Here is a 13024-nt window from a genome sequence, read left to right on the forward strand (position 1 = left end):
CAGCACTATGAACTTCAAATCCACCGCCCTGGCCGCTCTGGCCACCCTGACCCTGCCGATGGCCGCCCAGGCCGCCGTTGGCGCCGCCAACTGCCCGGGCCTGAAGACGGGCGACTATGTCGCGCTGGGTCCGTTCGACGGCGACGTGACGACCCGCGTGGAGCCCGTGGGCCTTGATGCCACGACCCTGGTGGTGACCACGCCCGACGGCCCCAAGCAGCTGACGGCCGACGCCGACAAGTGCGCGTTCACCACGCCCGAAGGCCTGGCCCTGCGCGTGGCCAACACCTCGGGCGTGTTCCTGGTGACCGGCGAAAACGGCGGCGCCCTGGTGGTGCCCAAGCAGGTCGTGGCCCGCAAGGCCCTGGCCGGCACCTGGAACTACATGCGCCAGGAACAAGGCACCGACGGCATCCTGCACACCTACAACGGCAAGCTGGAAGTGACCGCCACCGGCCGCGTCACCGGCACCAACTGTGACAGCGCCGGTCTGAACTGCGGCACGCAGTTCAAGCTCGGCACGCTGGTGGCTGAAGCTGCCGGCGGCTTCTCGGTGACCAACCCCGAAGGCGTGCGGACCTGGCTGTTCCCGATCAAGAGCAAGGACGGCTCGCTGGCCATGATCGGCGTGGACCCGGAAGCCACCCTCGGCGCCATCACCGTGCTGGCCCAGGCCAGGCCACTGGCCCTGCCGACCGCCGGCGACAAGTTCGCCAACTGGGACAAGCAGTTCCCGGGCAACGGCACCTACTCGCCGCTGGCCGCTTACAGCTACCGCATCCTGTCGACCGACCCGACGACCAACAGCTTCGTGCGCCGCCGCACCGAAGACTGCCGCAAGGAAACCTGGGTGGTGAACAGCGGCCGTGACGGCCTGCAGTTCCGCAAGCCCGGCTCCAGCACCCTGTGCGACGGCAGCGTGGCGTCGTACGGCGCGAACCTGGTGATGAACCTGCGTTCGAGCTTCGGCTTCTCGGTCTATGGCTACGAATCGACCAACACGCATTACTTCGGCATGTCGATCGCCCGTCCCTGATCGTCAGAGACGCCGGTGCGCCAGCGCCGGCAACTGGCTTCGCACGGCATCGCGCCGTGCGAGGCTCACTTCTCCCTGGGCCAACCCCGGCCCTTCGGCCAGCACGGCTTGAACCTCGCCCCAGGGGTCGATCACCATGCTGTGCCCCCAGGTGCGGCGGCCGTTTTCATGCAGCCCGCCTTGGGCCACGGCCAGCACCGTGCACTGGTTTTCCACGGCGCGCGCGCGCAGCAGCAGCTCCCAGTGGGCCTGGCCCGTGGTGTAGGTGAAGGCCGCAGGCACCACCAGCAGATCACACGGCGGGTGCATCAGCTGCCGGTACAGCTCGGGGAAGCGCAGGTCGTAGCAGATCGACAAGCCCACCCGCAGGCCATCGGCCTCAAACGCCACCAGCGTGTCCCCGGCTTCCAGCACGCGGGCCTCGTCGTAGCTCTCGCGGCCGTTGTCGAAGGCGAACAGGTGGATCTTGTCGTAGCGGGCCACGCGCTCGCCTTGCGGGTTCCAGACGCAGCAGGCATTGCGCACCCGGCCCGGCGTGGCGGCGAGTAGCGGCAGCGTGCCACCCACCAGCCACACGCCGTGCCGCGCCGCGGCTTCTGCCAGTGCGTTCTGGATCGGGCCGTCGCCGTCGCGCTCGGCGATACGCAGCTTGTCGTCATCACGCAGGCCCATCAGGCAGAAGTACTCGGGCAGCGCCAGCAGGCGCGCACCGGCATCGGCCGCCTGGGCGATCAACTGCCGGGCGGTGTCGAGATTGCGGTCCACGTCAGGCGTGGAGACCATTTGCAGCGCAGCGATGTTCATGCCTGAAGCATAGCCGCAGGCCTGCGCCACGGTCACGGCATGCGGGGGGGCGCACTGGCCGCAGCCGCCGGGGCTGCGGTCGCCGGCTCTTCGGTGTCGGGTATCGGCGAGTTGGCGTTGCGCTCGATCGCCGTGACCTGCGGGTCGGACCAGGCCCCGGTGACCTGGAATTCACGCGTGCTGGCCTGCATCAGCGGCTTGCGCAGAAACACCTGCGCCAGGAAGGTGCCCAGGCCAATCGCCGGGTTGATGGTGGCGTAGTAGAGCGATGCGGTGCCGGCATTGAGTTCAGGCACCACATACATGTGCAGATCCTGGGTTTCACGCCGCAGGTCGGCCTGGCCTTCCACCAGCACGACCGCCTGCACGCCGCGGATGCGCAGGTTGCGGGTGCGCGCCAGGCCGTCAGCCAGCGTCACGTCGCCGCCCACGCTGTCGAAGCTGAAGCCCTGCTGGAACACATCGCGGAAGTCCAGCAGGAAGCGCCGCGGCAGCGACTGCAGGCTCAGCACGCCCAGCACCCGCGCTGCGCCCAGCTCGGCCTTGAGGAATTGCCCGCCCTCGAGCTGCATGTTCATGCTGCCGGTCATGGCCGACCAGTCAGGCGCCAGCGGCGAGCCGTTCCAGGCCAGCTGGCCCTGCATGCGGCCCTTGCCGCCGCGCACCACGCCGCCCATCCCCAGGCGGTCGAGCAAGGCGCCGCCATCAGACATGTCGAGTTTGAAGTCCATCGTCATGCGCCGGCGGGCGCCGCCCACCCACTGGCCGCTGCCGCTCAGGCGCGCCTCGGGCACCCCCAGGCTGAAGCGCGAGAGGCGCCAGTCGCGGCCGTCCACGCCACGCACCTGGGCTTCCACTTCCAGCCGGCCCAGCTTGCGGCCGCGCAGCTCGAAATCGTCGACCACGATGTCCAGCGCCGGCACGCTGCTGGAGGCCTGGTCAAGCAGGCTGTCGACCGCGTCGGCGTCCGACGGTGGCAGCGCCAGCCGTGACAGCCGGGCATGGAAGCGCGCGGCCTGCGTGCCGGCCGCCGGCTTGAACTCCAGCTGGCCCTGCGCCTGCTCGCTCTGCACCGTGGCCCGCCACAGGGCGCCGTCGGTGCCCTGGCGGTGCTGGGCCTCGATCTGCACTTGCCGCAGCGTGCGTCCTTCCACCAGCAGCTCGCTGGCCCGCAACTGCACATCGGTGGGCTGGTAGCTGGCCAGCGCCTGCGCGCTGAAGCCGTCTGCCGATGCAGCAGCCGCCGGGCCTTGCAGCGCACGGGCCAGCTCCGACCACGCATCCACGTTCAGTGCCCCCACCTTCAGATGGGCCAGCACCTGGCCCGGGGCGGGCGCGGGCAGCGGCTCACCCACGGCCACCGCGCCGCGTTGCACGCGCGGCCAGGGGCCGGTCAGATCACGCTGGAATTCGGCCTGGGCCTGGCTGCCCAGCTCCACGCGCAAGGTGTCGCGGCTGCCGACCGGGTCACCGGACAACACCGTTTGCACCCGCAACGGCCAGCTCACCTCGGCCGGCTTGTGCAGGGGCGCGGGCAAATCCAGCGCCATGCCGATCAGCGGGCTGGTGAGCGTGAACTCCGGCTTGCTGCCGCGCAGCGCCAGTTGCAACCGGTACGGCGCGTGGCCGCTCATGCGCTCCGCCAGCCGCTGCAGCCCGCCCAGCTCGGGCGACTTGCGCAGCGCCTCGGCCGTGGCCTGGCCTTGCAGGTTGAACTTGAGGCTGCCGTCAGCGCCCAGGCCGCCGTCCAGCGTGGCGTCGCCGCCCAGCACGCGCACCGCCAGGTTGTTCAGCGAAAACGCCTTGTCGGAAAAATCGATGCGGCCCTTGGTGCCGGCGAACAGCGGCAGGTCAGGCCGGATGCGCACATCACTGCCGGCCAGCTGCAACTGGCCCTTCACGGTGGTGCGCGCGCTGTCATCCAGCGGAATCGACAGGCCCAGCTTCAGGTCCATGTTGCCAGTGGCGGTGGTGTCGCGCAGCGCGTTCTGCAGCCAGCTGCCGATGGGCGTGGCCGCCACGTAGTGCAGGCCATCAGCCACCGGGCCGCGCACCTGACCATCAAGCACCAGCACGGGCTGGTGCAGCAAGTCCTTGATGCCGCCATTCACGCCACGCAGCTCGCTGCCCCAGATGCGACCCTGGGCCCCGCGGATGCTCATGCTGGCCTTGTCGAACACCAGTTCGCCCTGCACCTGGGTGAAGGCCGGCCAGGCGGGGTCACCATGATCGTTGCCCGGCACATAGGCCAGCGTCACCCCCTCCACGCGGCCGGCGATGCGGAAATCACCATCACGGCTGCGGTCAAACGGGAAGCGCCAGAGGTCGCCCCGCACCTTGAAGTTCAGGTTGCTGACGGTGCCCTCACGCACCGCCTGGGTGACGTACTGGCGCACGTCGGCGCCAATGCCCACCGGCAGGTAACGCGCCACCTTCACGGCCGCGCCCTTGCGCACCACGCCCGTCAACTCGATCAGGCCGGGGAAGCGCCCGCCCGTGCCAAAACCCGTGCCGTCACCGGTGCGCCAGCGGGCCTGCAGCTCGCCCTGGGCATCGGCATTGGCGAACTGCACATCATTCACCTGCAACTCGATGGCGGGTGGTGGCATCACCCCAGGCGCCGCACCAGCCACCGGCTTGCCCGGCTTGATCTGCCAATTCAGGCGGCTGCTGAAATGGGTCAGCGGCACCACCGGGTCTTCAAACACGCCGGGCAGATCAAGCGCGCCATCGGTCAGGGTGAGCCGCGCCAGGCCACCGGCTTCATGGGCGTCGATCACCAGGCTGGCATCGCGCCACCCCGGCCGGCCCACGCCACCCGCTTCCGATGACGCCAGCGAGGCGATGGACAAGCCGTCGATCTGGCCGCGCACGCGGTATTTGCTCGGCGCTTCGGGGCTGCCGGTCCATTGCACCTGCAGGCCGCTCAGCACGCCTTCGGGCGCGGTGTCTTCCAGGCCCTGGCGCACCTGCGGAGGCAGCGGCAGACGCTCGGCCAGCTGCGCCAGCATGCCCACATCGAGCCGGTCGGCGCTCAGCTCGCCACTGCGCACGGGCGCGTCGGCCGGGCCCGGCAGGGTCAGGTTCTGGGCCTGCTGCCAGCGCAGGCTGAAGCGGCTGTCGGGCCAGTGCAGGCCGTCAGCGGTAGAGAAACTCAGGTGCTGGCCGGAGATGCTGACGCTGTCCGCGCTGCGCGACAGGGCCACCCGCCCGGTGACCCGCTGCAGCGCCAGCGGCGCCAGGCCCTTGGCCAGCCGCATGCTCACCGCGTCCAGGCCCACATCCAGCGTGGCCGCGCGCCACTGGCCGCGCACCACGTCCAGCCACAGCCGCAGCGCGCCGTCGCCTTCACGCAGCTCGAAGGGCAAATCCACATGGCGGTGCAGCGCGGCCACGTCGGCACGCGGCAGATCGGCATGCAGCGTGCCCGACCAGCGCTGCCAGTCACCGGCGCGCGCCAGCAGCGGCTGGGTGAAGCGGCCCTGCACGCTGAAGCGCTCGCCCCAGCCGTCGGGCGGCGTGGCGTCCAGGCGCAGGTCGTGGTCACGCAGGCCGTTGCGCAGCACCAGGTCGGTGTCAGACAGGGTCAGCGCGGGCGCATCCCGCTGCTCGTCGATCCAGCGCAGCTTGCCGTGGCGGATGACGATCTCGCGCTGCTGGAACAACCAGTCGAGGCCGTCGGTGGTGTCCACCGAGGCGCCGCCTTCCATGTCGAGCCCGCCCACATGCCAGCGGCCGGCGCGGTCGCGGCGCACTTCGAGCTGCGCCCCGTCGATGTAAAGCTGGCCCAGGCGCAGGCGCAGCGTCAGCAGGGTTTGCACCGAAACCGCCGCCGAGACCTGCGGCAGGCGCACCGCCTGGCGCCCCTGGGCATCTGACAAGGACACGTCGTGCAGCGTGAGCGCAGGCAGCCAGCTGCCCGTGGTGACCTCCATCCGGCCGATGCGCACCGGCAGGCCGAGCGCCGCGCTGGCACGGGCTTCCACCTCAGGGCGCCATTCGTCGATGTGCGGCAAAATCCCCCAATGCAGTGTCAGCCACCCAAGAAGGGCTACGCTCCACACCATGAACACCGTCCATGCCGTCAGTCGCAGCAGCTTGCGTAGCAGCCGCGAACGCATCAGGCTGCGAGCAACAGGGGCACGGACAGTGGCAGAGGAAAACAAAGGCATGAATTCGGTATCTGGGCGACCTGAACCCTGCGCATGATTCGCAAAGGTGATGCAGTGCTGCCGCCAACCCCGATGCAGCGGGGCGAGGCAATCTAGCACAGACCCCTTCCCTGACACTCGGTTCCATCCCCCGCCGTGACTTCACCTTCGTTCACACTCGCCGACCACAGCCGTTTCGTGCAGCGGGTCCGCCGCCGCTACCACGCCGAGTTGCCGCTGATGCCGCCGGGCGTGCCTGACGTCGCCAGCATCACCGCCCTGATCCACACGCTGCGCGAAGGCGGCCGCGCGCTGCCGTCGGCCCTGCGGGTGGCCCGCCAGCTGGTGATGGAGCGCCTGGTGGTGCTGGACGTGGAAGCCGGTGCGCCGCTGACCGACATCACGGTGCCGATGACCCACCTGGCCGAAGCCACGCTGGAATTGGCCCTGGCCGAAGCGCGCCGCGAGGCCGACGAGCGCCACGGTGCGCCCCTGACTGACGACGGCCAGCCAATCGATTTCTGGATCGTCGGCATGGGCAAGCTGGGTGCCCGGGAATTGAATGTCTCCTCGGACATCGACCTGATCTATGTCTACGAGGAAAGCGGCCAGACCACCGGGCCGCAGGTCGTCAGTGCGCATGAGTACTTCAGCCTGGTGGCGAAGAAGCTCTACACGCTGATCGGCGACGTGACCGAAGACGGCTTTGTCTTCCGGGTCGACCTGGCGCTGCGCCCGAACGGCAACTCGGGCCCGCCGGTGGTGAGCCTGGCGATGCTGGAAGAGTATTTCCTGGTGCAGGGCCGCGAGTGGGAGCGCTTCGCCTGGCTGAAAAGCCGCGTCGTGGCCCCGCGCGAGAGCGTCACCAGCGGCCGCGCGCTGCAGCTGCGCTCGCTGGTCACGCCGTTTGTCTACCGCAAGTACCTCGACTATTCGGTGTTTGAAGGCCTGCGCCAGCTGCACCGCAAGATCCGCGAAGAAGCCCAGCGCCGCGCCGCCGGCCGGCCTGAACGCGCGAATGACGTGAAGCTGTCGCGCGGCGGCATCCGCGAAATCGAGTTCACCGTGCAGTTGCTGCAGGTGGCGCGTGGCGGGCAGTTCCCGGAGATCCGCACCCGCTCGACCCTGAAGGGCCTCGACAAGCTCGCCGCGTCGGGCCTGATGAAGGTCGACACCGCCCGCAAGCTGGCCGACGCCTACATCTTTCTGCGGCAGGTGGAACACCGCATCCAGTTCCTCGACGACCAGCAGACCCACCTGCTGCCCACCGCCGACGCCGATCTGGGCTGGATCGCCGCGAGCATGCAGCTGGCCTGCACGGCCGATACCTGCCAGCTGCTCGACCGCCTCGGCGAGGTGCGCGAGCTGGTGGCCACGGAATTTGACGCCCTGCTGCACGACGGCCAGGCGCCGAGCCCGCGCAGCCCGGGCGGCACCTGCCGCAGCTGCGTCACGCCGCAGCCACTCGACAGCGACGTGCTGCTGGAGAAGCTGCCGCCGGAGCTGGCCGAGCGCGTGCGCCCGTTCTCCGCCAGCCCGCGTGTGCAGGCGCTGCGTGACGAAAGCAAGCTGCGCCTGGGCAAGCTGGTGTGGCGCGCCGCCTGCAGCGTGGCCGACGGGCAATGCACGATGAACGCCGCCGTGCGCTTCGTGGACTGGCTGGAGCCGCTGCTGCGCCGCGAAAGTTACCTCGCCCTGCTGGTGGAACGCCCCGAGGTGCACAAGCGCCTGCTGCGTCTGCTGGGCCTGGCGCGCTGGCCGATGCAGTACCTGTTGCGCCATCCGGGCGTGATTGATGAGCTGGCCGACGAGCGGCAGATCGCCGAGCGTTTTGACCGCGCCGGCTTCACCGCCGACCTGAACGAGCGACACGCCGCCTGGGTGCGCTCGGGCGAAGCCGACGAAGGCCTGCTGCTGGATACCCTGCGCCGCGCCCACCATGCCGAAGTCTTCCGCACGCTGGTGCGTGACGTGGAGCAACGCATCACCGTGGAGCAGGTGGCCGATGACCTGTCGGCGCTGGCCGACGCCACGCTGGACTGCACCGTGCGCTGGGCCTGGTCGCACCTGAAACAACGCCACCGCGACGAGCCGCAGTTCGCCGTCATCGCCTACGGCAAGCTGGGCGGGCTGGAGCTGGGCTACGGCAGCGATCTGGACGTCGTGTTCCTCTACGACGACGCCGATGAGGCCGACCCCGACAAGGCCCAGGAGGTGTACGGCGCCTTTGCCCGCAAGCTGGTGCCCTGGCTGACCCTGCGCACCGCCGCCGGCGAGCTGTTCGACATCGACACCGCGCTGCGCCCCAACGGCAACTCCGGCCTGCTGGTGACGAGCATCGGCTCCTTCGAGAACTACCAGATCGGCCGCGGCAGCAACACCGCCTGGACCTGGGAGCACCAGGCCATCACGCGGGCCCGCTGCTGTGCGGGCAGCCCGCGTCTGGCCGAGCGCTTCGAGGCCACGCGCCGCGCGGTGATGTGCGCCGAGCGTGACCCGGCCGCCCTGCGTGAAGAAGTGCGGGCGATGCGCGAGAAGGTGCGCGGCGCCCACCCGGTGAAGGCCGGCCGCTTCGACGTGAAGCAGAGCGTGGGCGGCATGATGGACGCGGAGTTCGCGGTGCAGTACCTGGTGCTGTCGCAATCGGCGCGCCACCCTTCGCTGCAAGACAACGCCGGCAACATCGCCCTGCTGCAACGCGCTGAGGTGGCAGGCCTGCTGCCTGCCGGCGTGGGCCAGGCCGCCGCCGACGCCTACCGAGAGCTGCGCCGCGCGCAGCACCGGGCGCGCCTGGACGAGCAGCCCACCCAGTTCGAGCCCGAACTGCTGGCCCGCGAACACGACGCCATCGTGGCCCTTTGGCAGGCGGTGTTTGTTGACTGAGCTGCCGACGCAGTGGCGTGATGGTGTTGCGTAAGCCCGCCGCCCGGAGCGGCATCCTGGCTTGGGGCGGCTTGACCGCGCTGCTGGCCGCCAGCTGCCTGCTTGCCGCCGCCACCACCGGCCTGGCCACCCCCGACGCCCGCTTCGACTGGCAACCGGCCCTGGCCGCCATCCAGCCCTGGCGCGCTTTCACCGCGGCGCTGCTGCACTGGAGCCCGCAACACCTGGCCATGAACCTGGCCAGCCTGCTGCTGCTGGCCTGGCTGGCCCACCGCGCCAACGCCGGCCTGCGCGATGCCGTGGCCTGGGGCCTGGCCTGGCCGCTCACCCAGCTCGGCCTGCTGGCCCGACCGGACCTGACCCACTACGCCGGTCTCTCGGGCGTGGTGCATGCCGGCGCTGCGGTGCTGGCCTGGCGGCTGCTGGCGCAGCGGCAGATGCGCCCGAGGTTGATCGGCGTACTGCTGGCCGCCGGGCTGGTGGTGAAGCTGCTGAGTGAGCAGCCCTGGGCCGCCGCGGTGCAAGCCGTGCCGGGCTGGGACTTCGCATTGGCGCCCTGGGCGCACTTGTCTGGCGCGGTGGCGGGGCTGTGCTGCGCGGCTGTGGTCTCATGCTGGCCCGACCGCCCGGATACGTCCACCCACACGCCCACCTGATGACCCAACGCCGCACCGACCTCGACACCTTCGCCATCACCTGCCTGGTGTGCTGCTGCGCGCTGTGGGGCCTGAACCAGGTGGCCACCAAGGTGGCGCTGAGCGAAGTGCCGCCGCTGCTGCAGGCCGGCCTGCGCTCACTCGGTGCGGCGTCGTTGTTGTGGCTGTGGGCGCGCCGGCAGGGCATTCCGCTGTGGCCGGAGCGCCGGATGTGGCGCGGCGGCCTGCTGGCCGGCAGCCTGTTCGCGGCCGAGTTCGCCTGCATCTTCATCGGCCTGCAATTCACCACGGCCTCGCGCATGGTGGTGTTCATCTACCTCGCGCCTTTCATCGTGGCGCTGGCCATGCCGCTGCTGTCGCCGTCAGAGCGGCTGCGGGGCTGGCAATGGGTCGGCCTGGGCGCCGCATTCGCCGGGGTGGTGAGCGCCTTCGCCGAAGGCTTCAGCGCCCCGGCCGCTGGCCCGATGCAGTGGCTGGGCGATGCCCTGGGCGTGGCCGCCGCCGTGGGCTGGGCCGGCACGACGCTGACCATCCGCGGCACCGCGCTGTCGAAGGCGCCCCCCGAGCAGACCTTGATGTTCCAGCTGCTGGTGTCGGGCACCTTGCTGCTGGGCGCCGCCTTGCTGCATGGCGAGCGCTGGCCGGCCGGTGGCATCAGCCCGCTGGTGGCGGGCTCGCTGGTATTCCAGACCGGCATCGTCACCTTCGCCAGTTACCTGGTGTGGTTCTGGATGTTGCGCCACTACCCGGCCACCAAGGTCTCGGCCTTCACCTTGCTGACACCGGTCTTCGGCCTGTTCGCGGGCGTGCTGCTGCTGAACGAGCCGCTCACGCTGCGACTGATGCTGGCCCTGGCCACCGTGGCCGCGGGCATTGCACTGGTCAGCCGGCCCCCGAGACAACCCTGAGGCTGTCGCCTTGGCGCCAGAAAGTGGCCTGCACCGCGCCTAGACTGGCCGGCTTCGCCCCTTTTTTCCTGGAGCCCTCATGATCACGCTTTGCGGTTTTGCCCTCTCGAACTACTACAACAAGGTCAAGCTGGTGCTGCTCGAAAAGGGCATCCCCTTCACCGAAGAGCGCGTGATGACGGGCAGCAAGGACGAGGCCGTGCTGGGCGCGTCACCGCTGGCCAAGGTGCCGTTCATCCGCCTGGCGGACGGCTCGGCCCTGTGCGAGAGCGAAGTCATCGTCCAGTACCTGGAAGACCTGCACCCCACGCCGGCCCTGATGCCCGCTGACGCCCTGGCCCGCGCCAAGGTGCGCGAGCTCACCACCTACATCGAGCTGCACCTGGAACTGGTGGCGCGCGAGCTGTATGGCCAGGCGTTTTTTGGCGGCACCGTGAGCGAGGCCAACCAGGCCCGCGTGCGCAAGCAGCTCGAAAAGAACGTGGTGGCTTTCCGTCGCCTGGCCAAGTTCGCCCCGTATGTGGCCGGCGACAGCTTCACCACCGCCGACGCCGCCGCCTGGGTGTCGCTGCCGCTGGTGGCGCTGGCCAGCAAGCTGGTGCTGGGGGTCGACCTGCTCGCCGAAGGCGGCGTCGACTGGAAAGCCCACGCCAAGCTGATCGGCGAGCGCCCGCACGCCCAGGCCGTGGCGGCAGACCGCAAGCGCGCCCAGGAAGAACAACTCGCCGCCGTGAAGGCCCGCGCCGAGGGCTGAGCCCCGTCTGCCGGGTGGCCCCGCCGGGAGGCGACGGGCGGCCCGGCCCCGCTGTTTTCGCGGGCTCCACCGCATCCATCGCGCCCTGTTCTGCGTAAGTCAGAACAGGGCTTTCCCTCGTCACGGCAAAAATGTGAACTGATGAGTTTACAAATCGAACCGGCCGGTGCATTATTTCATCCAACGATTCGCGCCATGCATCCCGATGCCGGCTTTCACCAACTCACAAAAATTCACAGACACCGATGGAACTCTTGAACAGCTGCCTTGTCACACCACCGTGGGTTGGGTGTTGGCACTTCGGTGCCACCCCCGGTGCCGGTGGTTCTGCTGCTGGTGCCGTTTTCTTCAAGCCGCGCAGTCAGGCCGCCATCGGGCGTGCCCCCCGGGAGCATGACTCCTCCTCCCTCCCTCTCTCTTGGGCTTCCGGGCGCTGCGCGGCTCCTTTTTTCCCCACGGCCCAAGCCGCCCTTTCCTCTGAACACCGCACGGGGGTGCCGTCATGAACGCACCACGCCGCCGTGTGGCTGTCATCGGCTCCGGCATCTCCGGCCTCGGTGCTGCCTGGCACCTGTCTGAAGAAGCGGATGTCACCTTGTTCGAAGCGGGCCGCCACTTTGGTGGCCATGCCAACACGGTCGACATGACGCTGCCCGGCCCCAACGGCCCGATCACCCACGGTGTGGACACCGGCTTCCTCGTCTACAACGAACGCACCTATCCGCAGCTCATCGCGCTTTTCGAGCAGTTGCAGGTGCCCGTGGCCAAGTCCGACATGTCGTTCTCGGTGCAGGCGCCGGCCGTCGGCCTGGAGTGGAGCGGCTCTGACCTCAATACCGTGTTCGCCCAGCGCAGCAACCTGCTGCGCCCGCGCTTCTGGGGCATGCTGAGCGACATCGTCCGCTTCAACCGCCTGACCACCGCGCTGGCCGAAGCCGGCGAAGACGCCGCGCTGGCACAGCCGATCGCTGACTTCCTCAAAGAGCACCGCTTCGGCACGCTGTTCACCGACGGCTACCTGCTGCCGATGATCGGCTGCATCTGGTCCAGCCCGACCGACCAGATGCTGAAGTTCCCGATCGGCACCTTGATCCGCTTCTGTCACAACCACGGCCTGCTGCAGGTGGCCAATCGGCCGCAGTGGTACACGGTGGAAGGTGGCTCGCGCAACTATGTGCAGCGCATGCTGCCGCGCATCCACGATGCCCGCCTGATGTGCCCGGTGCATGCGGTGCGCCGCCAGCCACCCGACAGCGGTGAATCCGGCGTACTCATCGACAGCCCGCGCGGCACCGAGCGTTTCGACGAAGTCGTGCTGGCTTGCCACACCAACCAGAGCCTGTCCCTGCTGGCTGATGCCACCGCCGCCGAGCGCGCGGTGCTGGGCGGCATCAAGTACCAGGCCAACCGCGCGGTGCTGCACACCGACACCGCCGTGCTGCCGAAGCGACCGCTGGCCTGGGCCGCCTGGAACTACGAACGTGCACCCGACCAGGCCCGCGAATCGAGCGCTGTCTGCCTGCACTACCTGCTGAACCGCCTGCAGCCGCTGCCGTGGCAGACGCCGGTGGTGGTGTCGCTGAACCCGGTCCGTGAGATCGACCCGGCCAAGGTGCACGCGGTCATCGACTACGACCACCCGGTGTTTGATCTGGCCGCCGTGGCTGCGCAGCAGCGCCTGCCTGAAATCCAGGGCCACTCGCATGTATGGTTCTGCGGCGCCTGGACGCGCTACGGCTTCCATGAAGACGGCCTGATGTCGGGTCGGGCCGTGGCCGATGCCTTGCGTGCCCGGTGGGCCAACGCGCCCGCAGAACGGGAAAGTGCCTGAC

At 69.4% G+C, this 13024-nt stretch carries 8 protein-coding genes; 6 read left to right on the forward strand and 2 right to left on the reverse strand.

From position 1 onward, the window contains the following. Nucleotides 1–7: 7 nt before the first annotated feature. Entirely contained in the window at nucleotides 8–1036 is a 1029-nt protein-coding gene (locus AACH00_RS13075; RefSeq protein WP_341399590.1) for a hypothetical protein, read from the forward strand. 3 nt (nucleotides 1037–1039) lie between these two features. Here AACH00_RS13075 and AACH00_RS13080 read toward each other — a convergent pair whose 3' ends face one another. Next, complete coding sequence (locus tag AACH00_RS13080) at nucleotides 1040–1870, reverse strand: carbon-nitrogen hydrolase family protein (RefSeq protein ID WP_423221937.1); 831 nt, start codon at nucleotides 1868–1870, stop codon at nucleotides 1040–1042. A gap of 2 nt (nucleotides 1871–1872) precedes the next feature. Further along, nucleotides 1873–6012, reverse strand: a complete 4140-nt coding sequence (locus AACH00_RS13085) for a YhdP family protein (RefSeq protein ID WP_341399592.1) — start codon at nucleotides 6010–6012, stop codon at nucleotides 1873–1875. A 135-nt stretch (nucleotides 6013–6147) separates the two neighbouring features. Here AACH00_RS13085 and glnE point away from each other — a divergent pair, with 135 nt between their 5' ends. The 5 genes from glnE to AACH00_RS13110 all read left to right on the forward strand — a co-directional run bounded on the left by glnE (nucleotide 6148) and on the right by AACH00_RS13110 (nucleotide 13023). After that, entirely contained in the window at nucleotides 6148–8874 is a 2727-nt protein-coding gene (glnE, locus tag AACH00_RS13090) for a bifunctional [glutamate--ammonia ligase]-adenylyl-L-tyrosine phosphorylase/[glutamate--ammonia-ligase] adenylyltransferase (RefSeq protein ID WP_479723911.1), read from the forward strand. Nucleotides 8875–8894: 20 nt separating this feature from the next. Then, nucleotides 8895–9530, forward strand: coding sequence for a rhombosortase (rrtA, locus tag AACH00_RS13095; RefSeq protein ID WP_341399593.1), 636 nt, complete (start codon nucleotides 8895–8897; stop codon nucleotides 9528–9530). Further along, nucleotides 9530–10438 (forward strand): DMT family transporter, encoded by a 909-nt coding sequence (locus AACH00_RS13100; protein ID WP_341399594.1) that lies wholly within the window; start codon nucleotides 9530–9532, stop codon nucleotides 10436–10438. Before rrtA ends, AACH00_RS13100 begins: the two co-directional genes overlap by 1 nt. A gap of 79 nt (nucleotides 10439–10517) precedes the next feature. After that, nucleotides 10518–11192, forward strand: coding sequence for a glutathione S-transferase family protein (locus tag AACH00_RS13105; RefSeq protein ID WP_341399595.1), 675 nt, complete (start codon nucleotides 10518–10520; stop codon nucleotides 11190–11192). Between the two features lie 502 nt (nucleotides 11193–11694). Beyond that, entirely contained in the window at nucleotides 11695–13023 is a 1329-nt protein-coding gene (locus AACH00_RS13110; RefSeq protein WP_341399596.1) for an NAD(P)/FAD-dependent oxidoreductase, read from the forward strand. Nucleotide 13024: the final 1 nt, after the last annotated feature.

The sequence above is a fragment of the Ideonella margarita genome (assembly GCF_038066635.1).
In the GTDB taxonomy this organism is placed as follows: domain Bacteria; phylum Pseudomonadota; class Gammaproteobacteria; order Burkholderiales; family Burkholderiaceae_C; genus Ideonella; species Ideonella margarita.